Raw genomic sequence first — 24,509 nt, 5'->3', positions numbered from 1 at the left:
TCGGATCAATATGGGGATATGGAATGAAACAATCTGTCGAAAAATGGGTTTTCATGGTAAGATCAGGCAGGGTTCCTGCGGGGCCTATTCGAAGAAAATATTGCTCGCCCGGCTGACGAAAATATATGTCCGTTCGTCACCCTTGGTGTTGACGATGATCCCCTGTTCCAGATCTGCCCCGACTTTCATGGCTGATCCGATCACCAGAATTTTCTTGTTCAACACCATTTTACGGAAATCGCCACCAAACCGGATATCGGCATTATAGGCGACGGCCGATGTGATCTGTACGGCGACATTGGCCCGGTCCAGATAGGTGTCCTCGGAATTGAGAAAGACCATCTTGTTGAACACGTTCACGTTCTTCACAGTCATGACGAACGTGCCGGGGACGACAGTCCGGTTCGTGGTCTCCAGCAGGGTGTCCGCGGGTGTCAGTCTCTTCTCGAGGACCACATCTCCCGAGCAGGCTGTCTGTGCGACAAGTGAGGTGAATAGGGCTATCGAAAATAAGGATTTGCGGAAAGTCATCTGAATATTGCTGCCGGATGTGAAAATGCCGAGCCAAATCTATGAGAGAATATTCCAGGTGTCGTGCGAAATTTATGTGTCGTGTTGAAGAAAAGCCGCGTTCAGGTTGTAAAGACGACTGTGCGGCTACCGTTGATAATGGTCCGGCGTTCGATGTGATATCGGACGGCACGTGCCAGAACACGGCGTTCGATATCGCGTCCTTTGCGGATCAGGTCATCGGGCGTGTGAGCATGGGAAATACGCTCCACATCCTGTTCGATGATCGGGCCTTCATCCAGATCGCGCGTGACGTAATGGGCCGTCGCGCCGATCAGTTTCACGCCGCGGGCAAAAGCCTGATGGTAGGGCCGCGCGCCCTTGAAGCCGGGCAGGAAGGAATGGTGGATGTTGATGCAGCGACCGGACAGGCTGGCGGCCATTTCGTTTGACAGAACCTGCATGTAACGCGCGAGAATGACCAGTTCGGCACCGCTCGATGCCAGCAGATCCAGCACATGGGCTTCCTGCGCGGGTTTCGTGTCTTTCGTGACGGGGACGTGATGGAACGGAATGCCGTAGAAATCCAGATCCGCAAAAACTTCGCGCGGATGGTTCGATACGATGCCGACGGGCTCGATCGGCAGTTCTCCAATGCGCCAGCGATACAGCAGATCAACCAGACAGTGATCGAAGCGCGAGACCATCAGCAGGACCTTCGGCTTTACGCTCCGGTCATGCAGGGCCCAGTCCATGCTGAAGATGTTTCCCAGAACGGCCAGTGCCTCCCGGAGTTGTTGCATGCTGGTCCGGCCTTGTGCGACTTCGAAAACGATCCGCATGAAAAAGACCGTGCTGTCCCGGTCATCGAACTGCTGAGCTTCCGTGATGTTGGCGTCCAGTTCCGCAAGTTTCCCGCTGATGGCCGCCACAATACCGGGGCGGTTGGGGCAGGAAAGCGTCAAAACATAGGTCGTCTGCGCAACTGAAGAGGCCGTCATGGAAGGTCTTTTCCCGTCTTTAATTAAAATCTGCCGTCTTCAGACGGTGAAGTATTTTGCACGCGGATTCAGCATCACGAGCGCTGATGTCGACTGTTCAGGGTGTAACTGATAGCCGTCCGAAAGCGACACGCCGATGCGTTCGGCATCCAGCATTTTCAGGATCGGTTCCTGATCCTCAAGCCGCGGGCAGGCGGGATAGCCGAAAGAGTAGCGAGAGCCGCGATAGGACTGCGACAGCAGCTTTTCCATGTCGCGGTTGTCGTCGCCCGCGAAGCCCAGTTCGGCGCGGATGCGCTTGTGGGTGTATTCCGCCATCGCTTCCGCCATCTCGACCGACAGGCCGTGCAGGTACAGATAGTCCTGGTAGCGGTTGTCCTCGAACCACACCCGCGCCAGATCGGACGCTTTCTGCCCGACCGTTACGACCTGAAGCCCGATCACATCGCGGACGTCATCGCTGATGTCCCGCACGAAGTCAGCGATGCACTCGCCGTCATCCTTGGGTTGGCGGGGCATGGCAAACCGTGCGGCTTCCGTCCTGCCGTCTTCTTCGAACAGTACGAGATCGTTCCCATCGCCCGCCGCCTTCCAATAGCCGTAAATCGCCTGCGGTCGGATGATCTCCTGTTCAGCACTCAGCGCCAGCATCCGCTTGAGCACGGGACGAAGCTCAGTTTTGGCGTATTCCATGAACTCGTCGAGCGAGCGGCCCTGTTTCCGGAAGCCCCACTGAAACTGGTACAGCGACCGTTCATTGAGAAACGGCAGAACCGCATTCGGCGTCGCTTCCAGAACGCGCGCCCCCCAGAAAGGCGGCGTAATGACAGGCTCGGAGCCTGAAACGCGCTCGCGCCGGGCCTTTGCGGCCTCACGATCCACCTCACCAAAGCCCCGCGTCTCTGCGATTTCCGGTGCGCGTTCAGTCTTTCGGCTCGCCTGACTGGCGCGTCGCGTCTGGATGGCGCCCAGATAACTGTCGATTCCCTGATGCGCGATCTTGTCCATCAGGCCCAGACCGTCGAACGCATCGCGCGCATAGGCCACACGTCCCGGTTCACCAGCGCCATAAGAGCGGGCGCATTCTTCCTCGACGTAATTGCGCGTCAGGGCCGCGCCGCCGAGAATGACGGGAAGGTCGAAACCCTGACGGTGCATCTCCGCGAGGTTTTCGCGCATGATAACCGTGGATTTCACCAGAAGCCCGGACATGCCCAGCGCATCGGCGTTGTATTCCTTTACGGCCGCAATCATGTCCGCCAATGGCACCTTGATGCCCAGATTGATGACCCGGTAGCCGTTATTGGTCAGGATGATGTCCACAAGGTTCTTGCCGATATCGTGCACGTCACCCTTGACAGTCGCGAGCACCATCGTGCCGCGATGCTGGCCTTCCGTGCGCTCCATATGAGGCTCAAGCCATGCAACGGCGGTCTTCATTGTTTCGGCGGACTGCAACACGAACGGAAGCTGCATCTTGCCCGAACCGAACAGCTCGCCCACAACCTTCATGCCGTCCAGCAGAACATTGTTGATGATATCGAGCGCGGGCATTTCCGCCATTGCGTCTTCCAGATCCTGCTCGATGCCCTTGCGGTCACCGTCCACGATCCGGTCCTTCAGACGCCCTGCGGGTGTTTCCGCACGGCGCTTTTTGACGGCATCGGCGGCTTTACGGCCCGCGAACAGTTCCAGCAGCTTCTGAAGCGGATCGTAATCTTCGGTGCGACGGTCGAAGATCAGGTCTTCCGCGACCTTGACCTCTTCAGCCGCGATCAGATGCAGCGGACGGATCTTGGAGACATGCACGATCGCGCCCGTCATGCCTGCCTTGACGGCATGGTCGAGAAACACCGAGTTCAGCACCGCACGCGCGGCCGGGTTCAGGCCAAAGGAGATGTTCGACAGGCCAAGAATGATCTGGATGTCGGGGAACTTGTCGCGGATCAGCTTGATGCCCTCAAGCGTCCACTGTCCGAGTTTGCGATCTTCTTCCACGCCCGTTGCGATGGTGAACGTCAGCGGGTCGATCATCAGATCAGACTGTGGCAGGCCGTACTGGGTGCAGGCGAAATCGACCAGACGTTCGGCAATGCGCAGCTTGTCCTGCGGCTCCTTCGCCATGCCGACTTCGTCGATCGTCAGTGCAATCATCGCCGCGCCGAACTTGCGCGCCAGCTCCATGCGGGCATGTGCCTGTTCTTCACCGTCTTCGAAATTGATCGAGTTGATGATCGGCTTGCCGCCATGCAGCTTGAGCGCAGCTTCAATAACGGGGGTTTCGGTTGAATCGATCACCAGCGGCGCATTCACGGACGACGTGAAACGCGTGACGACCTCGTTCATTTCGCGGACTTCATCCCGTCCGACGAACGCCGTGCAGATATCGAGCGCGTTTGAACCCTCGGCGGCCTGTTCGCGCCCGATGGCGACGCAGCCGTCCCAGTCGTTGGCTTCCTGAAGCTCGCGCCATTTCTTGGAGCCATTGGCGTTACAGCGCTCGCCGATGGAGAAATAGCTGTTTTCCTGACGCAGCAGCGTCTGGGTATAAAGGCTGGAGACCGACGGCATCCAGACCGTACTACGCTTGACCGGGGCAGGGCGCAGCTTCGTGCCGCCAAGGCGACGCAGCATCCCGTCCAGCGCCTGAATATGCGGCGTGGACGTGCCACAGCAGCCGCCGATCAGGTTCAGCCCGTCTTCCTTGACGAAGCGCTCCATCCAGACGGCCATTTCCTCGGGGCTGAGCGGATAGACGGTCTTGCCGTCCACAAGCTCCGGCAGACCGGCATTGGGCTGCATGGAAATGAGGCCAGGCCAGTTTTCTGACAGCCAGCGGACATGCTCGCCCATTTCCTGTGGACCGGTCGCGCAGTTCAGGCCGAGCGAGGGGACGTCCAGCGCTTGAACGGTTGTGGCGGCGGCAGCGATATCGGGGCCGACCAGCAGCGTGCCAGTGGTCTCGACCGTCACCTGCACGAAGATCGGCGCATCCGAACCCAGTTCGATCCGCGCAATCTTGGCAGCATTCACGGCCGCCTTGATCTGAAGCGTGTCCTGACATGTCTCGATCAGGAATCCGTCCACGCCGCCGTCGATCAGGCCGCGGCACTGTTCAACCAAACCGGCTTCGAGGTCGTCATAGGCAATGTTGCCCAGCGTCGGCAGCTTTGTGCCCGGACCGATGGAACCCATGACGTACCGGTACCGTCCGTCGGAGAAGGTTTCGGCCGCTTCACGGGCCAGCGTGGCAGCCGTGCGGTTGATTTCGCGTGTGCGGTCCTGAAGTCCGAACTCCGCCAGCGTGACAATGGAGCCGCCGAATGTGTTGGTCTCCACCATGTCCGCCCCGGCTTCAAAATAGCCGCGATGGATTTCGCGGACGAGTTCCGGGCGCGAGAGGTTCAGGATTTCCGTACAGTTTTCCTGTCCCCAATAATCGCGCTCGACTTCGAGATCCAGCATCTGCACCCGGGACCCCATACCGCCATCACAGAGCAGGACCTGATCGGTGAGGGCGTCAAGCAGATGGGGGCGTGAAGACATGGGCAGCAGGCTCTGTAGCTGGAAAGGACGGGAGGCGGGTTCGGGAACCCGCGATCAAGGCAGCGCCTCCATACGCAGCGAGAGGCAGGGACGGTGTAGCAAAACGCCTGCGAGGCGGCAAAGAATCCTGAGCGGGAAAAACGGGGCATAAAATCGGGACATGAAAATGCTGCCCGGGTGTGCCGGGCCTGCTACAGAGGACGGAATGACCTCGTTCCGCACGTCTCTGATCCCCCTGAGTTTCCTGTCCGGAGCCTCTTCATGGCCGGAAGAGCGTAGACGTCATGCGCTGCTCATCGGCGACGCACGGCCTGAGGAGGTATGGGGCGATGTCGCCGCCATTTCAGCGCCGTCGCCCTTTAGGAACCGCCACGCTACGGGGTGCCTGTGTTGCAGTCGTGATCCGGTGGCCATGGTTCTGGCGCAGGTTTTTCAGGACCGCGTGACGGGCAGGCGTCCGTTTTTTCACGAGGTGGCGGTTCTGACTGCCCCGCAGGAGATGTCGGCGCTCCGGCAGCAGCTTGAAAATGACGTGCTGGTCCGGGCGCGTTACCGGCTCGTGTCCTGAAGCCGGTGGTTTCTGCCTGCTGGAACGCTTCAGCAGTTCGGGTCTATGCTGGTTGCGGACTTCGGGATAACTGGACGGCATGACGATAGACGCACAAGAGCATGGCGAACAGGACGGACCGCTGCGGCAGCGCAAGAAGGACCGCACCCATGCCGCGTTGGTGCGCGAAGCCATGCGCCTGTTTTCGACTTATGGTTATGAAGAAACATCCGTCGATGAAATCGCAGAAGCCGCGCAGATCTCGCGTCGGACGCTCTTTCGTTATTTTCCGGGTAAGGCCGATATCATTCTCGCCTGGACCAACGGCGTTACCACGATCCTGACCGATGCCATTCGCGCCGTGCCGCTGGATGTTCCGCTACAGGACGCCGTTCTGGCAGGGCTTGTGCCGGTCGTCGCCTGTTATTCGTCCGACCGGATGGATGCCTATGGGGTCGTCAGGCTGGTGGAACAGACGCCCGCGCTGCGTGACATGGCCCTGCGTCGCTATTCCGAATGGGAGGAAACGCTCGCTTCCGCCCTGATCGCCCGCTTGCCCGCCACCGAAATGCCGTCCCTCGTGGCCCGCTTGCTGGCCCGGACGGCGATTGCGACGTTCCGGACGGCTCTGGACGAATGGGTCAAAACCGAAGGCCGGTCGGATCTGGAAACCATCCTGCGCCGGACATTCACGCTTCAGCCTCTGCTGTGGCAGAACGATTTCCCGATGAGTTCAGGCTGAACCTCGCTCAGAGGTCCAGTTCGATGCTGAAATGGTATGTCCGCGGCAGACCGGCCACGGCGGAGTTCGTGGCGTTGCTGACGCCGTTGATGCTGGACGGATAGACGGACGCCCAATAGCTCTGGTTCGTCACGTTGTTCACACCAAAGCGGAACACCAGCGGCTGGCCATAGGCATGTGTCGCATACCGTGCGCCCAGATCCAGCGTGACGTAAGACGGCGCGAAGGTCGTGTTGTAAACATTGGCAGCGCGACGGCCCATATAATGAACATTCGCGTTGACGGCCGCGCCCTTGAGGAACGGCAGGCGATAATCCAGCAGTGCGTTCGCCATCAGCGGAGGCACGCCCACGACCTGCTTGTTGGTTGTCAGCGACGAACCTGTGCCCAGCATCTGCGCGTCCAGCCATGTCATGCCACCAAGAAATGTCAGGTTATCGGTAATGTTGCCCGATGCCTGAAATTCGACGCCATAATTCCGCTGTGTGCCGTAATTGGCATAGACTTTTGTGACCGGGTCCGTGAAGCCGAACGGACGGGACATGCGGAAACCGGCAATATTGACCTGTATGCGCTTGGCAATCAGGATTTTATAGCCGACTTCATATTCTTCCGAGCGCAGCGGCGCCGTGACGTCATTCACGTTGACCGACCCCACGGGTGCGGTCGTTCCCGCCTGAAGGGAGCGCCCCCATGTGAAATACAACGTCTGGCTGTCCGTTGGCTTGTACATCAGGCTCGTCATCGGACTGAAGGCGGCCGAGCGGGTGTAGCTGGATGTTTTGGTGCCGGTCTTGGCGTAGTTGTTCGTGCTCAGCCAGCTCCAGGCGAGGGAGCCCATGATCGACCAGTGTTTGCCCAGCGAAATGGTATCGCCTGCCAGCAGGGACTGGTTCATCGTATCAGCGGATTTGTAGCGACCGGAATAATAAGGCTGCACGCTTGAGAAGCTCTTGGGGTGGCCAATCGTGGCTTCCCCAAGAGTGATGGTTCCGGTGGAGGAGGTGGGGTTGTAATTCCCCATCATATAACCGTTCGTGCCGAGTTCGATCTGGTGTCGTAGCGATCCGGTGCGGAATTTACCGTTCAAATAGGCCATGTTGCTGCCCGCGACGAAATCATTGGCCGTGAGAGCTGCTGAAATCGTCTGGCGGTAGAGGCCTGAGGAATTGAGGAGCTGGTTGGACGTGCTGAAGACGTTGCGCGCCGCATTCTGCCACAGTCCGCCGAGCTTGAGACTCCAGTTGTCATTGAAATTATGGATGATTTTGGCCATGGCCGTATCGGTTTCCATATTGTAGCCCGCCTGCGGCTGGCCATAACCTTTCTGGCTCAGATCCGGTGCCTGAGGCAGCTGGATCGCGGTGCTGTAGGCGAAACCGCCCGGATAGCCGCGCTCGGCATAGGTGTACTGGCTGGCATCAAGCTGGATGACGGTCTTGTCCGAGAGGTGAATGTCGAAATCGCCGCTGACGAGATCGCGCCGCAGATGCGAACCTTCGACATAGCCTTCGCCGTTCTGGTTCAGCAGGTTCAGGCGGTAACCGAACCATTTGTTCTTGCCGACGCGTCCTGAAACATCGGCACTTTCCAGCGGAGAGCCGATGGAATCCGTTCCTACAACGAAGCGTTCGGTCATGCGGTCTGTCGGGCGCTTGAGCGTGAAGTCGAACGTACCCGCCGGGTTCTGTGGTCCGTAAAGCGCACCCGCCAGACCGTTCAGAACCTGAAGGCTGTCGAACTGTTCGGCGGCGTAGGGGGTGGTGATGACCATGTTCAACCCGTCCATGCGGGTGTTGGCAATCACATCGCCCTCGAAGCCGCGGGACTGCGGGCGGCTGGTGTTCGGATCGCCGCGCATTTCAAGCTGTGCGGACGGCACATACGCCACAAGATCATTGATGTTGCGGCTCTGCTGGTTCACCAGAACATCATGCGGCACAGCCATGATGGACATCGGCGTATCGAGTACGGAGCGCGTGCCGAGCGGCCCCAGAGCCACGTCTTTGTTCAGATAATCCGCAGCGGTGCCAGAGCCGTTGCGGCTGCGAACTGTGATGGTCTCGGCTTTGGGCGCTCGCAATCCGGCACGAGATGCGGGTGCGGGGACGGCTGTTTTGGTTTTGGAGGATGGTTGTGTCTCCGCTGCGAAAGCGGGCATACTGCTCAGGACAGATCCGGAAAGAAGACAAAGCAGCAGGCGTGCGGATTTCATGAGCGATCCTGATCAGTCGGTATGGGTAGGCTGAAGTCTCCTGTCCACATTATGGCACTGAGTGTCAAAATGATTCGCCAATTTTAGCGCTGATATGCGGTACGTTTCGCTACGACTGTTTCTCTAAAGACACAGACACGAACAGCCAGCCTGAACACAAAAAAACGAATCTGGTTTTCATTCCAGTCAGAAAATGAGGCCATTCAGCGTTCGGCAAAACCGGATGGGATTTATATTTCCTATGATTTCTTGTTGATGTTATCGTAAAAATTAAGCATTTTTTTAGGTATTACAACTGGATATTGTTTATGAAAGTTTTTGTGCAGCTTGCGTACGGTTTCGGAGGAAAAACCTGGCGAGAGAGGTGGAAAGCAGGCCGCATTCTGGGGCTGAACGAGGAACAGGCTTATGGCTATTCCCGAGTTGCTTCAGACGACGTAAAAATCGTCTATTCAGAAGACCAGCACGAAAATCCATTTCAGAAATTATTACGTTATAGTGTGCGAGCCGTATTCGGTTTCGATTTCGTCCACGCATGGCGTAATCGCAAAAAAATGCTCGCAGCTGATGTGGTCTGGACACATACAGAATCGCAGACTTTGTCTGTTCTTCTGCTTTTTCGAATTCTGAAACCTGTACACAGACCGAAAATTCTTGGGCAGGTCGTCTGGTTGATGGATCGGTGGCGCAAACAGCCTTTCTGGAGACGGTGGTTCTTTCGGTTTCTTATGCAACATCTCGATCTGTTGACGGTCCATTCAGTCTGCAATCTGGAAGACGGACAGCGCCTGTTTCCAAATCTGTGGATCGAGCAGGTGCGTTTCGGTATCCGAGCAGATGATATGAAGCCTGCTCGCAAAACCTGCCAAGGCAAAAAGCTCAAGGTTCTTTCGCTTGGCAACGACGAGCATAGAGACTGGAAAACCTTCTGTGCTGCTGCAAAGGCATTACCGGATGTTGAATTCAGTATTGCGAGCAGTGCCCGCGCTGCATTTGAGGCATCGAAGAATATTTCAAACGTCACACTTGTGCGTGCGAAAGATAATGTCGAGTTGATTGGTCTTTACTCTGAGGCTGATATCGTTGTTGTTCCTCTCCAATCCAATCGACATGCTTCTGGAATCACAGTGGTAGAGGAAGCCATTATTCTTGGGGTCCCGGTCATTTCTTCAGACTGTGGTGGGCTGACGGATTATTTCGACTCAGATTCCGTGCTTTATGTGCCGACGAAGAATCCGAAAGCGCTTGCGGAGGCGATTTCTGCTGTGCGTGCCGACCCGTCTGGCGCTTTGCAAAGGACTGAAACTGCTCAGGAGCGCGTAAAAAATACCATTAATTCCGTGCAATATGCCCGGAAGCATGTGGAGCTTTCAAAAGAACTTCTAGACGCTTAATCTTTGGTTTCCATGGGGATATTCTCACGTGAGTGGAAACCACCTTATGGCAACACTACTGCTCTTTACCCGGCAAGTCGTTCCAGGCGCGCGGTGTGATCGGACAGGTCTGTTCTCTCGGGGGTAACAAGCAGGTCTTCCGAAAGGCACCCCGCGTCATCAAGCGCATGTTTCGTTTCTCTCAGGCGGGGGAGGTCAACGCGCGTGTTGATCGGTTCCGCCATGATATATTCCAGCGTGCGTTCGCTTTCCGAAAGGGCGGACTGGGTGTTGGCAATGGCCTCTGCGCGGGCTTGAGGTGTGAAGGCCTGAGACTGTCTTTGAAGGGCTTGCGCCAGCTTGCGCAGAACTTCTCCAATTCTGTCCCGGGCGGTGGCCGGCCAGAAGCTCGTGAACATGGCATAGGTGATGAAATTGCCCAGCATGATTCCTATGATCCGGTCTCGTGCAGTCTCCATATCGCTGGTGGGGCCGAAGCCTTTCAGATCCGATAGGTAAAAGGCGAGACCGATCTGAAATCCCGCATAGGCAATGCGTTCATCGCCGGTTTTGACCCATGCCGCGAGCAGGGACACCACGAAAATCAGAATCAGAAAACCGGTTATTCCATCCAGTTGAGGCATGATGAAAATGATGGAGCCAATGCCAATCGCGCCCCCCACAAGTGCTCCTGAGATACGCAGAGTCAGCTTGGAAACCATTTCCCCCATCGTCGGTAGTGCAACGATGAAACAGGTGATGATGCAGGTGTGGATGCCGGGCCAGTCCAGTACCATGAACGCCAGATAGCTCAGCATCACCCCTGCCGTGCCTTTGACTGCAAAACGCACATGCTCGGGGTTGCTGAAGGCGTCGTCTGCAAAGAAGCCGGATTTTTTCTCTTTTGGAGCAGTTTTTTCATCTTCCGCGGATGGCGTCGCGAAATCCGGCAGTATATCGGCCAGAGCGGCACCTGCGGGGGAGCCTGAACTGACGGCCGGCCTTTCGATAGCGGCAGGATAGTCACCATCCGCGAAAATGGCGGCCATTTTTTCAAGAGTTTCTATCAGGCAGACTGCGTCTTCGGTTGATATTCTGTTTCGACTGGCTTCATCGGCAAGGGCGAGGACAGCCACGCTGCTGCTGGCGGACTGTCTGAGACAGGCCAGATCCTTGGCAGCCCAGATTTTTTCCAGACTGGCCATCTTCGCAGACTTCATCATGTCTGTCGTACCACTACGCAGCATGTCCGTTGCCTGCTCGTAGGTGCGATCATCTGCGCCGCGCAACAGACGACATGCCATGCGGAGACGGGCCGCAATATCATCGGTCAGCACCCTGCGGGGAGACGGGCAGATCAGCAGACCGAGTATGATCATGACGGCGCCCGGCACAGCCAGGAACAGATCCGTATAGAGAATAGCCCGCGTGATGACTTCCCCGACCGGGACCTGGTCAATCACGACCAGTCCGAACACCGTAATCAGGCCGAACATATAGGCGACGGGTTTAAGTTTACTGGCTGATCCCAGAAAGAAAAACCCGAACGACAGGAGGGCGATCACGATCACCAGTTCCATCGCATGATCCAGCGTAATTTTGATCAGGCCGTAGATAAGCAGGAGCAGAAACACCACCACGATGTTCACCAGCACCCCGACGAGGGCATTGGTGACTCGGTCTTTTTGCCACAGCGCCATCGTCACGAGTGCTGGAACACCCAGATCGGGAACCTGCCAGATTTCTCCGACCAGAACAGTGGTCGTGCAGCCAGCCGCCATGCGCAGCGCATAGCCCATACGCCCCGGAGCCGGGTCCCATATCAGACGCCAGATCCGCGCCAGCCCAAGGGTGCGAAGAGGCGATGCGGACTGGATCACGTCCCGATCCGAAACGTCCGGGGAAGGGGAGGTTTCAGGGACAGGCAGCGCCATGCCGGACCTCGACTGTCGCGGTGGCACCGAGCCGCAGCAGAAGCGGGTTCGCTTTCTCCAACTGGATACGAACCGGGAAACGCTGCGCCACATGCACCCAGTCCATCTGTCGTGGCACGAGGGGAAGCGAACGGGCGATCCCGGAGGAATCCATCGAAAGAACACCCCAGCCGATACTCTCGACATGGCCTCGGATCGGTGTGTTCCGATCAATCATGGAGTGAACTGTCACGCAATCCCCAACCCCTACGGCCTCAAGATCGCCTTCCCGGATATTCGCCATCGCATACCACTCATTATCCGCGATCAGGGTAAACAAAGACTGTGAGGGCGCCAGAACCTCACCGACCTTGACGCGGAGGCTCGTGACATACCCGTCCGCAGGGGCAATGACCGTGGTCTGTCGCAGTTCATACCGGACGCGGTCGTACGCTGCCTGACTGGCATCGCGTGCGGCGATCGAACTTTTCAGATCACCAATCGCAGTTGTGGCTGCTGTGGACTGGATGCGGGACTGGGCCAGCGAGATTTCAGCGTCATGCAGGGCGACGCGGGCCTGATCGTATTGCTGCCAGGGGATATAGGATTTTCCCGCCAGAGGCTGAAGCCGCTCTACTGTCCGTGCTGCCAGATCCCGGTTGGTCTGGGCGCGGGAGACCTGATCGCCGGCCGTGGCGGCGTTGGATGTCTTGACGCTGAGCAGACGCGTCTGGTTCTCCACTTCCGCATTGGCCAGATCCAGATTGGCCTTTGCCTGTCGAAGCGTCAGTTCATAAGGCTCGGGGTCGATCTGGTACAGAACATCGCCTTTGTGCACACGCTGGTTGACCGACACGTTCAGTGCTTTGAGGCGTCCTCCCACCACCGAAGCGATATGCACCACTTCTGCATCAATGATGCCGCTATCGGAGGAGGGATGCGCACTGTCCTCATGGGAGACGTGGATGCCAAAAGCAGTGGCCGCTCCCACACACAGGACCGCGATGATGATGCCGACTGGTTTTTTGCTGGAGACAGGGATGCGCTGCACGATCAGGGTCCGAATACCAGCGTCCACACCGTGAGTGCGGCGATGACGCCGAGGGCGACATAGGTGAAGAGACGAAAGCTGAGCAGCGCATCAAGCCCTGTCAGCAGAAAGAGGACACGCAGGCCGACAGCCGTTGCCACGCCGATCAGGGCGCAGGCCATCCAGCCTGGGAAATAGGCTCCCATGATCGGAAAGGCCGGAGCGCCGCGAAGAGTGCATCCGCCCGTCAGGAGAAAAGCGGGGCCGGAAATGCAGGATCGGAGGCGGGCAGGTCGCATTGGGGACAGGAAACTTTCGCGCGGCCATCAGGAGGCGTGGAGCCTATCACATTCATTTGTGAAAGGCACAGTCCTGTCGACCCGGTATGGAAGTCGAGCCAAGAAAACTTCTGCTTCTGCGAAAAGTTGCACAGAGAAGAAACGAATCCGGATTTGGGCCGGGCAATGATGCTCTGATGCTTCATTGCGACGGATCTTCCCGCTGATCTGCTTGAAGGGTGTTGAGGCATCCGATAAGCAGGCTTGAAAAATCTTCCTATTCTCCAGCTCCCGGCCTGATGGACATGACCTTGCGGACGCCTATGATCCTTTCTTTCGGCAGTATCAATATTGATCTGACGGCCCGCAGCCAGCGGCTTCCCCGACCGGGAGAAACCGTTCACGCCGACAGTTATGCGATCGGGCTGGGCGGGAAGGGCAGTAATCAGGCCGCCGCTGCTGCGAGGCTTGCGCAAGCGTTCGACGTGGATGTCGCTCTCGCCGGACGTGTGGGATGTGATGCTTTTGGGGCGCAGGCGCGGGTCAGTCTTGAGGGTTTCGGTGTGGATCTGTCTCCGCTGCGTGATGACCCTGATCATCCGACTGGCATTGCCCTGATCGGGATCGATGCATCGGCGGAGAACTGCATCATCGTCGCTGGTGGGGCAAATATGGCGGTGGACGAAACGGATGTCAGAGCGGCATCGCCCTGGCTGGACAGGGCAGCGGTTCTGCTGCTTCAGCTGGAAATTCCGCAGACAGTCGTTTTGGCTGCTGCACACCGGACGAAGCGGGCGGGCGGTTTCGTCGTGCTTGATCCGGCCCCTGCGCCCGAACACGGGCTTCTCGATGCTTTGTGGACCGAGGTCGATATCATTACGCCGAATGAAAGCGAAACGTTCAGCCTTACCGGCATACGGCCTACAACCATTGAAGAGGCAAAGAAGGCCGCAGAAGCTCTGTTGGCGAAAGGTGTTCGCGCCGTTCTGGTGAAGATGGGAGCGAAAGGCGTGTTCTGGCACGATGGAACATCATCAGGCCATATTCCACCATTTCAGGTAACTCCGATCGATACCGTGGCTGCCGGAGACTGCTTTAATGCAGGGCTGGCGGTTGCACTGGCCCGCGGAGAGAGCCTGCCGGAAGCGGCCCGGGTTGCTTCCGCTTGTGGGGCTTTGGCCACGACCCGCCGGGGCGCCGCAGACGCCGCGCCGGAATGGAGTGAGGTCGCGGCGCTTATTCAGCAGTAAGTCACTCTTTCAGCGTGGTCCCGGTCCATATCCGGGAGGAGGTGGCGGGGGCGATCCTGGCGGTGGGGCCATCACATTGGCGCTGACAACCCCCGCAATCAGACCCGTTGCCAGAGCTGTCAGCAGAAACTGGTTTCCATAACGTGTCCAGTAATAGCCGGGCGGCGGGGCATACAGACCACGATAGCTGCGCCAGTTATTGACGGCCCAGCGATTACCACGGGGACCATCATAACGGTCTCCACGACGCCACACCCGGTCAGGACTACCGCGCCGCCCGCTTTCGCGATAATCGCCATTCCTTCCCGGACCACCATGCCATCCGGGTCCACCCTGAGGGCCGGAATTTCGCGGATCAGCGGAAGCGAACGGGGCTGCGGCAAGGAGGCAACCGGCCATCAGTCCTGCGAATACTCTTGTCTTCATAACTCACCTTCAGGCCCGATTGTTTTATTCCGGGCACGTACGGTTTTAGGTAAGTCTTCTGACATGGCCGGAATATGGCTTTTGGGGCACGATCTGTAACGGCTTGTAATGTTTCGGATTTGCTTTGCCGTTTCCGTAATAAAGGGTCTTGCAGAGTGTAACGGGCTTTCCGTGTGCGTAAATGTGCGCTTATGTTCGTTTTCTTACATTCCGCGCCCGGATATTCCATTATGCCTCACGATCCACCCTCCACCAGCCCAAGACAGGACCAGATCGTGCGTCTGGTTCGCAGTCAGGGCTATATGGCCAATGAAGAGATGGCGCAGCATTTCAGCGTTGCGGTTCAGACCATTCGCCGTGATGTGACCCATCTTGCGGAGCTTGGTCTGCTGTGCCGCCATCACGGGGGCGCGACGCCCGTCTCCACGGTTGAAAATCTGGATTACGATGCACGCCAGATCCTCAATTCCTCTGCCAAGGATGCGATCGGGCGTTATGCTGCGGCCCTGATTTCCGATCGTTCGTCCTTGTTTATCAACATAGGCACCACGACGGAGGCTTTTGCACGATCTCTAACGGGCCACAGGGATCTGCGGATCGTGACGAATAACCTGCATGTGGCGTCTCTTGTCTCGGGGCGGGCAGATTTTCATACCATTATTGCGGGTGGACAGTTGCGCCCGCAGGACGGCGCTATTCTCGGTGCCACAGCCATCGAAACCCTGTCTTCGTTTCGCACGGAATTCGGCGTGATCGGGATCAGCGGAATTGAGGAAGATGGTACGTTACTGGATTTCGATCTGGAGGAAATCCAGTGCGCACGGACAATTATCCGGAACTCACGCCGTGTTCTGCTGTTGGCTGATCATACGAAGTTCGCGCGTCATCCACTGGGCAGGGTGGGAGATCTGCGCGACATCGACGACCTGATCACCGATCGCCCGGTCTCCGAATCCTTTCAGCGGCTTTTGGACAGTGCGGGCGTCACGCTGCACGTGGCTGAAAATCACGGATAAACCAAAACTCTTTAACACTATTACGTTACGAATCACGTTAACCCCTTTCTTTATCGCTCAACATGCTCCAAAACGAACATCGACCGCTCGTTTTGGAGCGTGATGACAGGAGATCATGATGTCATCGATTCACGAGGTTTCATCTGCGGCCAATCCGTCCGTGCCTTACGACCTGCTGGTTGTGGGCGGCGGGATCAATGGCTGCGGGATTGCAAGAGATGCCGCGGGCAGGGGGGCGAATGTGCTTCTCGTCGAGCAGGATGATCTTGCAAGTCATACGTCATCTGCCAGCACCAAGCTCATCCACGGTGGTCTGCGCTATCTTGAATATTACGAATTCCGGCTGGTCCGCGAGGCCCTGATGGAGCGTGAGCGTCTGCTGAAGATCGCACCGCACATCATCTGGCCGATGCGCTTCGTTCTGCCGCACTCGAAAATGCTGCGTCCGGCCTGGCTCCTGCGTACGGGACTGTTCCTGTACGACCATCTGTGCCCGAACATGACGCTTCCCAAGACGAAGGCGCTGAACCTGCGTTCGGCTCCGGCGGGCAAGCCGCTGCGTTCGGAATATGTGCGTGGTTTCGAATATTCGGATGGCTGGGTGCAGGACAGTCGGCTCGTGGTTCTCAACGCCATGGATGCCGTGCGCGTTGGTGCCAATGTCCAGACACGCACACGTCTCGTCAAGGCCGTCCGTGGTCCGCAGGTCTGGACAGCCACGATTGAAAACACCCAGACGGGCGAGCAGCATACGGTTCAGGCCAAAGCGCTCGTAAACGCTGCCGGTCCTTGGGTAGCCGAGCTGCTTCAGGATCGCCTGAATGTGCCAAGCCGCAACAAGGTGCGTCTGGTCAAGGGAAGCCATATCGTGGTTCCGCGCGTCTTTGAGGGTTCGCAGGCCTACATCTTCCAGAACCCGGATAAGCGGATCGTTTTTGCTATTCCCTACGAGCAGGACTTCACCCTGATCGGCACAACGGATGTTCCGTGGGAGAAGGACCCGGGGAAGGTCGACATCTCGCCTGAAGAAATCAGCTATCTGTGCGAGAGCGTAAATCGCTATTTCACAAAAACCGTTAGCCCTGATGACGTCGTCTGGACTTATGCGGGCGTGCGTCCGCTTTATGACGACAATTCGGGTAATGCCTCGGCCGTGACGCGTGATTACGTGCTGGATGTGGACGCGACAGCCGCGCCAATCCTGTCCGTTTTTGGCGGCAAGATCACGACGTTCCGCAAGCTGGCCGAACATGCCGTGGAGAAGCTCGCGCCACATCTTCCCGTCCTGCACAAGGCGGGCTGGACGGATGGCACCCCGCTTCCCGGTGGAGAGTTCGCGCCAAAGGATTTCGACGCACAGCTTCGTCGCTTCCGGGGATACGCACCGCATCTGTCCGAGCGCAGTTCGTGGCGCCTGATGCGCAATTATGGGCTCCGGGCTTTCGAAATCGCCACTGCCGATGCCGAGGGCATGGGCCAGATGTTCGGCGATACGCTCAGCGCGCGGGAAGTGGATTACCTGATCGACAACGAATGGGCCCGTACTGCCGAGGACATCCTGTGGCGTCGTTCACGGCTTGGCTTGTTCGTCAACGATGCTGATCGCGCGGCCCTTCAGACCTATGTCGAGGGCCGCCTGCCAGCGGTCGTCGCCTCTGTTTCCAATTCCGATCCGGTCGCGCGCCAGAACGTCGCCTGACCACATTTGCTTCATTTTCATGGCGGATATCAGTCATGTCAGAAAACAGACGTTACCTTGGTGAGCTCCTTGCGGAGTTCTTCGCAGTCGCAATCATCATCCTCTTCGGAGACGGTGTTGCGGCCATGTACTCGCTCTATGATCCCAGTCCGTACAAAACGGCCTACTGGGGCGTGTGTATCGTCTGGGGTCTGGGCGTGACGGTGGCGATTTATGCTACCGGCGCGATCAGCGGAACGCATGCAAACCCGGCTGTTACGCTGTCTCTGGCCATGTTCCGCGGCTTCTCGTGGAAGAAAGTGCTTCCGTACATTAGCGCTCAAGTTCTGGGCGGTTTTGCCGGTGCGGCAGTGATTTACTCGCTGTATGTGCCGGTCATCGACCACTTCAATCTGGCGCATAATCTGACGCGTGCCGTCGATGGCGGTGCTGCAGGCGTGTTCTTCACCCATCCCGGCGATTTCGTCACGGTGTCGCATGCGTTCTGGGACGAGCTGGTTCTGACGGCTGTGCTGGTTTTCGGGATTTTCGCGATTACCTGCCAGTACAACACGCAGGCTCCGCAGGCGAATTCCAGCGCGCTGATCATTGGTCTGCTCGTCGCGATCATCGGTGCATCCTGCGGTTATCTGGACGCATGGGCGATCAATCCGGCCCGTGATTTCGGCCCGCGTCTGTTCTGCTTCTTCGCGGGATGGGGACAGAGCGCACTGCCAGCACCGGGCAACTACTTCTGGGTGCCCATCGTTGCTCCTCTGATCGGTGGTCCGATCGGTGCCGCCATTTACCAGTTTGGCCTGCGTCCGTTCATGCCACGCTACCTGGAGCAGACCGTCATCGTAGCGCCCGAGGGGATTAATCCCGCCGAGCCGGTTCTGGTCGTGTCCAATCCTGGCGACCCTGCTTTCCCGGTCGTCAACCGAGTGTCCTGACATCAGTCTGAATTTTTGAACCTTTATTGGAGAGCCTATCATGAACAAGAAAGACTGCATCCTCGCCATTGATCAGGGCACGACCTCGACCCGTAGCATCATTTTCGGAAAGGATGCGCAGGCTCTGGCCATTTCCCGCCGTGAGTTTCCGCAGCATTACCCTGAGCCCGGCTGGGTGGAGCATGACGTCGAGGACATCTGGCGTGACGTGCTCGCCACGGCGCGGGAGACCATTGACGATGTCGGCGGTCCGGAGCGGATTGCGGCTCTGGGCATTACCAACCAGCGCGAAACTGTCGTCATCTGGGACCGCGAAACGGGCCGCCCCATCCATCGTGCGCTCGTCTGGCAGGATCGCCGGACGGCCCATGAATGCAGCGCTCTGCGCCAGCAGGGCAAGGAAGCCGTCGTCCGTGACAAAACCGGACTGCTGCTGGACCCGTATTTCTCGGCAAGCAAGATCGCGTGGCTTCTCGATCACGTTCCCGAGGCGCGTCGTCGTGCGGAAGCCGGAGAACTCGCAGCGGGCACGATCGACTGCTTCCTGCTGTGGCGCCTGACGGGCGGACGCAAACACGCGACCGACATTACCAATGCCTGCCGCACGTCTCTGTTCAACATCCATACCCAGCAGTGGGATGATGAACTTCTGGAGCTTTTCAACGTCCCGCGCGCCCTTCTGCCGGAAGTCTGCGACAACAGCAGCGATTTTGGAGAGACGGAAGCCAAGCTGTTTGGTGAGAAGATTGCCATTGGCGGCATGGCAGGCGATCAGCACGCTGCTGTCATCGGACAGGCGTGCTTCCATGAAGGCATGGCCAAGGCGACGTACGGTACGGGCTGCTTTATGCTGCTCAACACCGGCGAGAAGCCGATCATGTCCAACAACCGTCTGCTGACCACGATTGCCTATCGCATCGGCGGCAAGACCTTTTACGCGCTGGAAGGTTCCATTTTTGTGGCTGGGGCGGGCATCAAGTGGCTGCGTGATGGCCTGCAACTGATAACGCACGCCTCCCAGACCGACGACATGGCAACGCGTATTCCCGATAGCCACGGCGTCTATATGGTTCCGGCCTTCGTAGGCCTTGGCGCTCCGCACTGGGACCCCGACGCACGCGGCCTGATTTGCGGCCTGACGCTCGGCTCCACGCAGGCGCATATTGCACGTGCCATGTTGGAATCCGTGGCCTACCAGACCTATGACCTGATCCGCGCCATGCGTGAAGATGGTGCTATGCGCACCAGCATTCTGCGTATCGATGGTGGCATGGCGGTCAATGACTGGTTCGCCCAGTTCCTGTCCTCCATGCTCAAGGCTGAGGTCGAACGTCCGGTCAATATCGAGACCACGGCTCTCGGTGCGGCGTTCCTCGCCGGATTGCAGGTCGGGCTGTGGAAGAGTCTGGACGAAGTTGCGGCGACCTGGAAACAGGAGCGTGTTTTCGCACCGAAGATGGACCCGGCGCAGCGTCGTATCATGATCGATGGCTGGCATGACGCGGTCCGCCGCACGCTCACGCCTCCGGCCGAGCCGACTGCCGCCGCGGTTTCCAGTCAGGCCGCTTGAGCGTTCAATAATTTTTCGGAAACCGGCGCCTGCAAAGGCGCCGGTTTTTTATTGAATGTCGGACAGAACCGCGTGCGGCTCTTCTTTGTGGAGTTGAGGCTTTGATCTTGCGGGACTTGGCAGTATCCTTCCCGACACTCCAACAGGATGGAAAGCCACGACTGGCGTGTTCTTTTTCTATTTTCTGCTGGGAAACAGGAAGCATGTCCGCAATGACCGTCCCGCAGCAATCCAGTTCCGTTTTCAACCAGCTGCGTCAAATTAATGGGGACCGCGGATTTCTCGCAAATTTGGGTGGCTTTTTCTGCGTCAGTTGTATGATGGGGCTCGGCAACCTCTTCAGCCAGTCGCTGTTTCACGAAAACATGGCTTGGCTACTTGGTCCGCTCATGGTGATGATTGGCCTTTATTTTTTCGTGCCGTATTTCGTCCTGCTGTTGATGAAGCGTCGTTCCAGCGAAGGGTGAATCTGGGTTTTCATAAAAAAGGGGGGAGCCGAATCAGATCCGGCTCCCCCCTTTTTTGATGAACATGTGTGACTGACGCAGGGTCAGTGCGGTGTGTGGTCTTTACGAACCTTGGCGACCTGATCTGCGGTTACGGTGTAGGTGCCGCTGCCGAAGGTCTTGCTGACATAGTTCACGAGACTGGCGACTTCCGCATCGTCCAGACGCTGTACATCCGAGGTGCTGCCGAAAGCTGGCATGCTCGCGTGACCGTCCGCCGTTTTGCGGTTCACACCCGTCAGGATCGTCATAATCAGATTATCCGGGCGTCCTGCACCGACCACGGAGTTTTTATAGAGCGACGGCGCATACTGATCGACGGTTCCCGCGCCGTTCTGCCCATGACAGGCGGCACAGTTGGCATCGAACAGGTTCTCCGGGGCTTTCTGGGACAGGTTGTCGATGCGGGTCAGCTCGCCCGAGCGTAGATCGGGGATATCGTTCGCTTTGCCAAAACCGTCACGCGGCTGATGGTCAGCCGCATCGTCGATCGGTTTGACCTGAAGGACAAACGCCGCGAGAGCGTGCAGATCTTCGTCTGTCAGATGGCTCGTGCTGTGTTCGACAGCTTCGCCCATCGGTCCAGCCGCCTGACTCCTGCCTTTAACCCGACCGGTACGCAGATACTGGACGAGATCGTCTTCGCTCCAGTCTCCAATTCCGCCCGTTTTGCTTGGTGTAATGTTCGGCGCGTACCAGCCAGATAGCGGGCTACCCGCCAGATACTGGTCGGATTTCTCCATCAGCATGACATTGCGTGGTGTGTGGCATGTTCCACAATGTTCGAGCGCTGTGGCCAGATATCGACCGCGCCGCATTTTGTCGTAAGTCGCAGAATCGCCCGTTTCCTGCGTCTCGGTTCCTGCCAGCATGTTCCAGCCTGAGAGCGTTAGGCGAATATTGCTTGGGAAACTGAGCTGGGTTGCGGGGGGCGTCTGCGCGACAGGTTTGACCCCGTTCATGAACCATACATAGAGCGCATGAACGTCCTGATCCGTCATGGCCGCGTAAGAGACATACGGCATTACGGGATACAGGTTCTCGCCATCACGACGTTTGCCACGACGCAGGGCCTGTTCGAAGTCATGCTCGGAGTATTTCCCGATGCCATGATCGGTATCGGGCGTGATGTTCGTGGAAATGATGTCGCCCATGGGTGTGGCGATCTTCAGACCACCCGCGAACGGCGTGCCGCCCGGCTTGGTGTGACAGGCGATGCAGTCCGCAGCCGTGGCGAGATAGGCGCCACGGTTCATGACGTCCTGATCCACATCCGCCGCCCGCGCAGCGAAAGAAGACAGTCCGCCCAGAACCGTTCCACCAACAAGAAAAGACCAGAAAACGGTTTTGAAATCAGGCATGGAGCAGTTCTTTTTTCAGCGTATCGGCAACACGAAGCGCAAGGGCTGCGACGGTAAGGGTGATGTTTCCGGTCCCGACCGTGGAGAACACGGACGAGCTTGCGATGAACAGGTTTTCGTGGTCATGCGTCCGGCAGTGCCCGTCCACGACGGAATCCTTGGGGTCCACACCCATGATGGTGCTGCCGGAGGGATGATCCTGCGGGAAATAGCCCGGCGTCCACTGCTCGTCCGTGCCATGCATCAGGCCGATGAGGTTCTTGAACAGTCCGCGCGTATGCTCGCAACTGCGGACGGTGTATTCCGGCAGCTTGTAATAGACATCCGGGTGCGGAATGCCGAGCGCATCCTTGTGTGTCGTGCTCAGCGTCAGGCGGTTGTCCGGATCGGGCAGGGCTTCGTTATGGCTGAACAGGCGGACGGTATGGGAGGCCAGATAACGGATCTGATCTTCCAGATCCTTGCCGACATAACCCTTTGAAATTGCAAGCTGCGTTGCGAAATCGACCTGATTGTCGTCAACCATGTGCACGAGATATGCGCCGCGATCGCCACGCCAGTCGCCATCGCGGAAATTGTCGATCACGTTGGTTTCAAGTGGCCCACGTCCCGGCCACAGAGCCTTATCGCCGCTGATGAACGTCACCTGTACGCCCGTATGATCCATCATGTTCCGGCCGACATGGCCCGAACTGTTGGCAATACCATCGGGGCTTTGTTCGTCGGCCGAAACCAGAAGCAGCTTGGCCGTCTCGATGCAATGCGCCGCGATAACGAAATACTTGCCCGTCACGCGGTGCGATCCCTTGTCCGGATCGTAATAGTGAACGGCCGTCACCTTCTTGTTCGCGCTGTCACGTTCGATTTTGTACACTACAGCATTAGGTACGAACTTCGCCCCGGCAGCCTCGGCGTGATAAACGGAATAGCCGCCATTATACATCGCCCCGATCGGGCAGATCGGCATGCAGTTGTTGTGCCCCTCGCAGGTCGGACGGCCGTCATAAGGCCGCGTGTTGCGGGCCTGTGGCTCATGTACGACACGGTAGGGTGTTTTTTCGTTGATGAGCTTGCGGAACTGCTGCGCTGCATAGGAAATTGGCAGCGCTTCCATCGGATAGGGCTGCTGGCGGGGGGAGCCCAGATCCTCGACCTTCGGGTCCGGCCCGCACACACCCATCATGACTTCGGCCTGATAATAGAACGGCTCGAGATCGTCGTATTTCAGTGCCCAGTCGCGGCCCTGACCATAGCGGCTTTTGAGTTCGAAATCCGACGGCAGATAACGCCATGCACATCCGGCCCAGTGCCAGGTCGTGCCACCCATCATCCGCAGATAGACCTGCTGATAGGCTTCAGCATTCGGGCCACTCGTATGCAGATAGTCGTTCGGCGTCATCTGGTTGGGCGGATGCACAGCCCAGGGCGTGGAGGGGAAGGGGCCTTGATAGGACGGCTTGTTTTCCAGATTGCGGAAATTATCCACGAAATGCTGCCGGTCCACACGTGGTCCGGCTTCCAGCACGATGACGGAAATGCCCGCACGCGCCAGTTCGTTCGCAATGGAACTGCCAGCGACGCCGGAGCCGACGATCACGACATCGGCGGAGAGATTCTGATCAGAAGACATAGGAGATGCTTTTCCCGCTCTCAGGTAGGTTCCACGTCGAACTTGGACGGCGACAGCGCAGGGGCGCCAGTCGGCTTGTCGACATCAGGCGGTTGAGTCGTCCAGTAGAACGGGCCGCCTGCGGCATAGGTCTTGGGATAGATCGCGTCCTTGGTGACGTCGAACATGAGGGCGGAGCGATAGACCACAACCTTGCCGTCCGCGACACCGCGATACCAGCCAGTCATGATATCATGACTGACATCCTTGAACGCCGGATCAGCCTGTTCGGCGGCCTTGGCGAACGCGGAGGCGTTTTCGTAATTTCCGCTTTCCAGCAGCGTCGCCAGCTTAGAAAGCTGCGCTTTGCGCTCTGGCCCAGACTGAAGAATGCGCTCGTACAGAGCCTTTCCGATCCGGGGATCGAGAGAGGCGCGATCGGTCAGACGCGTTGACACCTTCATGAAGCGTTCAAGTTCTGGATCGGCGCCAGTCGCAGGGTCTGCGGCCGCGACATTTCCAACCGCCAGAACGCCTACGCCCGCCATGCCCGTCATCAGCGTATCGCGACGCGACATTCGCGTCAGCCGGTTCAGACGCATGGCATTGGGGGAGGACGTATGGAGGTCAACAAGAGGGCAGTGACGATCTTTCGTCATGTAAAATCACTCTTCGCATACACTCGAGACGGATGACATGACCGTGATCAGTGTCACCTTACAAAGGTCCGCAACCTACAGACGTCGTGTGATCATGCAACCACGGAGAGCTTATTATCGGTAAATAATCTCCTGAAAAACAAAGTTTTCGAACGATATTGCGAAAGGATAGAAATCGAAAACGCTTGTTGTCTTATTGTGGTTTCCGAAGAATGTTGAAGATTTTTACCGAGCTCTATTGTGGTGATTCTTCGTGCAGAAGAGGGGATTCGCCAAGATGCTTCCGCAGCAGTGTTTAGTGTTGTTGCGAATGCTTCTTAATTAAT

At 57.8% G+C, this 24,509-nt stretch carries 20 protein-coding genes; 9 read left to right on the top strand and 11 right to left on the bottom strand.

The window, feature by feature from the left end; all coding sequences use genetic code 11:
• Positions 1-84 precede the first annotated feature (84 nt).
• From ABDK74_RS03025 to metH, 3 genes are all read right to left on the bottom strand, one after another.
• Entirely contained in the window at positions 85-531 is a 447-nt protein-coding gene (locus ABDK74_RS03025; RefSeq protein ID WP_346002655.1) for a hypothetical protein, read from the bottom strand.
• 101 nt (positions 532-632) lie between these two features.
• A complete protein-coding gene (purU, locus tag ABDK74_RS03020) occupies positions 633-1,511 on the bottom strand; it encodes a formyltetrahydrofolate deformylase (RefSeq protein ID WP_346002654.1) in 879 nt (292 codons plus the stop codon).
• A 39-nt stretch (positions 1,512-1,550) separates the two neighbouring features.
• Positions 1,551-5,057, bottom strand: a complete 3,507-nt coding sequence (gene metH / locus ABDK74_RS03015; protein ID WP_346002653.1) for a methionine synthase — start codon at positions 5,055-5,057, stop codon at positions 1,551-1,553.
• 205 nt (positions 5,058-5,262) lie between these two features.
• On the opposite strand from metH, the gene ABDK74_RS03010 reads away from it, so the two are divergent.
• On the top strand, positions 5,263-5,625 hold the full coding sequence (locus ABDK74_RS03010) for a hypothetical protein (RefSeq protein WP_346002652.1): 363 nt from the start codon (positions 5,263-5,265) through the stop codon (positions 5,623-5,625).
• 79 nt (positions 5,626-5,704) lie between these two features.
• Positions 5,705-6,346 carry a TetR family transcriptional regulator gene (locus tag ABDK74_RS03005; RefSeq protein ID WP_346002651.1) on the top strand — a complete coding sequence of 214 codons (642 nt, stop codon included), beginning with the start codon at positions 5,705-5,707 and terminating at the stop codon, positions 6,344-6,346.
• Positions 6,347-6,353: 7 nt separating this feature from the next.
• On the opposite strand, the gene ABDK74_RS03000 is transcribed toward ABDK74_RS03005, so the two are convergent.
• Positions 6,354-8,561 carry a TonB-dependent receptor gene (locus ABDK74_RS03000; RefSeq protein WP_346002650.1) on the bottom strand — a complete coding sequence of 736 codons (2,208 nt, stop codon included), beginning with the start codon at positions 8,559-8,561 and terminating at the stop codon, positions 6,354-6,356.
• Positions 8,562-8,869: 308 nt separating this feature from the next.
• Here ABDK74_RS03000 and ABDK74_RS02995 point away from each other — a divergent pair, with 308 nt between their 5' ends.
• Entirely contained in the window at positions 8,870-9,955 is a 1,086-nt protein-coding gene (locus ABDK74_RS02995; protein WP_346002649.1) for a glycosyltransferase, read from the top strand.
• A gap of 65 nt (positions 9,956-10,020) precedes the next feature.
• Here ABDK74_RS02995 and ABDK74_RS02990 read toward each other — a convergent pair whose 3' ends face one another.
• The 3 genes from ABDK74_RS02990 to ABDK74_RS02980 are packed head-to-tail and all read right to left on the bottom strand — an operon-like array spanning position 10,021 to position 13,176.
• Positions 10,021-11,868, bottom strand: a complete 1,848-nt coding sequence (locus ABDK74_RS02990) for an FUSC family protein (protein WP_408874459.1) — start codon at positions 11,866-11,868, stop codon at positions 10,021-10,023.
• Complete coding sequence (gene mdtN / locus ABDK74_RS02985) at positions 11,849-12,898, bottom strand: multidrug transporter subunit MdtN (RefSeq protein WP_346002648.1); 1,050 nt, start codon at positions 12,896-12,898, stop codon at positions 11,849-11,851. The genes ABDK74_RS02990 and mdtN overlap by 20 nt, the downstream gene beginning before the upstream one ends.
• A gap of 2 nt (positions 12,899-12,900) precedes the next feature.
• Entirely contained in the window at positions 12,901-13,176 is a 276-nt protein-coding gene (locus tag ABDK74_RS02980; protein ID WP_077802577.1) for a YtcA family lipoprotein, read from the bottom strand.
• Between the two features lie 284 nt (positions 13,177-13,460).
• On the opposite strand from ABDK74_RS02980, the gene ABDK74_RS02975 reads away from it, so the two are divergent.
• Positions 13,461-14,405 (top strand): ribokinase, encoded by a 945-nt coding sequence (locus ABDK74_RS02975; protein WP_346002647.1) that lies wholly within the window; start codon positions 13,461-13,463, stop codon positions 14,403-14,405.
• Between the two features lie 9 nt (positions 14,406-14,414).
• Here ABDK74_RS02975 and ABDK74_RS02970 read toward each other — a convergent pair whose 3' ends face one another.
• Complete coding sequence (locus ABDK74_RS02970) at positions 14,415-14,831, bottom strand: RcnB family protein (RefSeq protein WP_408874458.1); 417 nt, start codon at positions 14,829-14,831, stop codon at positions 14,415-14,417.
• A gap of 230 nt (positions 14,832-15,061) precedes the next feature.
• Between ABDK74_RS02970 and ABDK74_RS02965 the strand changes: the two genes are divergently transcribed.
• The 5 genes from ABDK74_RS02965 to ABDK74_RS02945 all read left to right on the top strand — a co-directional run bounded on the left by ABDK74_RS02965 (position 15,062) and on the right by ABDK74_RS02945 (position 20,515).
• Positions 15,062-15,847 (top strand): DeoR/GlpR family DNA-binding transcription regulator, encoded by a 786-nt coding sequence (locus tag ABDK74_RS02965; RefSeq protein WP_346002645.1) that lies wholly within the window; start codon positions 15,062-15,064, stop codon positions 15,845-15,847.
• A 118-nt stretch (positions 15,848-15,965) separates the two neighbouring features.
• Complete coding sequence (gene glpD / locus ABDK74_RS02960; RefSeq protein ID WP_346004145.1) at positions 15,966-17,546, top strand: glycerol-3-phosphate dehydrogenase; 1,581 nt, start codon at positions 15,966-15,968, stop codon at positions 17,544-17,546.
• 35 nt (positions 17,547-17,581) lie between these two features.
• The gene (locus ABDK74_RS02955) at positions 17,582-18,478 is read left to right on the top strand and encodes an MIP/aquaporin family protein (RefSeq protein ID WP_194255064.1); all 897 of its coding nucleotides are present in this window, start codon (positions 17,582-17,584) and stop codon (positions 18,476-18,478) included.
• 40 nt (positions 18,479-18,518) lie between these two features.
• On the top strand, positions 18,519-20,048 hold the full coding sequence (gene glpK, locus ABDK74_RS02950; RefSeq protein ID WP_346002644.1) for a glycerol kinase GlpK: 1,530 nt from the start codon (positions 18,519-18,521) through the stop codon (positions 20,046-20,048).
• A 203-nt stretch (positions 20,049-20,251) separates the two neighbouring features.
• Positions 20,252-20,515 (top strand): hypothetical protein, encoded by a 264-nt coding sequence (locus ABDK74_RS02945; RefSeq protein ID WP_228121156.1) that lies wholly within the window; start codon positions 20,252-20,254, stop codon positions 20,513-20,515.
• 83 nt (positions 20,516-20,598) lie between these two features.
• On the opposite strand, the gene ABDK74_RS02940 is transcribed toward ABDK74_RS02945, so the two are convergent.
• From ABDK74_RS02940 to ABDK74_RS02930, 3 genes are read right to left on the bottom strand one after another with little or no spacing between them, the layout of a single operon-like run.
• Positions 20,599-21,915 (bottom strand): cytochrome c, encoded by a 1,317-nt coding sequence (locus ABDK74_RS02940; protein ID WP_346002643.1) that lies wholly within the window; start codon positions 21,913-21,915, stop codon positions 20,599-20,601.
• Entirely contained in the window at positions 21,908-23,545 is a 1,638-nt protein-coding gene (locus ABDK74_RS02935; protein ID WP_346002642.1) for a GMC family oxidoreductase, read from the bottom strand. Before ABDK74_RS02935 ends, ABDK74_RS02940 begins: the two co-directional genes overlap by 8 nt.
• A 20-nt stretch (positions 23,546-23,565) precedes the next feature.
• The gene (locus ABDK74_RS02930; RefSeq protein WP_346002641.1) at positions 23,566-24,183 is read right to left on the bottom strand and encodes a sorbitol dehydrogenase family protein; all 618 of its coding nucleotides are present in this window, start codon (positions 24,181-24,183) and stop codon (positions 23,566-23,568) included.
• Between the last annotated feature and the right edge of the window lie 326 nt (positions 24,184-24,509).

The organism is Gluconobacter sp. OJB, from assembly GCF_039638275.1.
Classification (GTDB): domain Bacteria; phylum Pseudomonadota; class Alphaproteobacteria; order Acetobacterales; family Acetobacteraceae; genus Gluconobacter; species Gluconobacter cerevisiae.
Note: the sequence above shows the minus strand (reverse complement) of the source record. Positions and strands in the feature narration are given on the sequence as shown.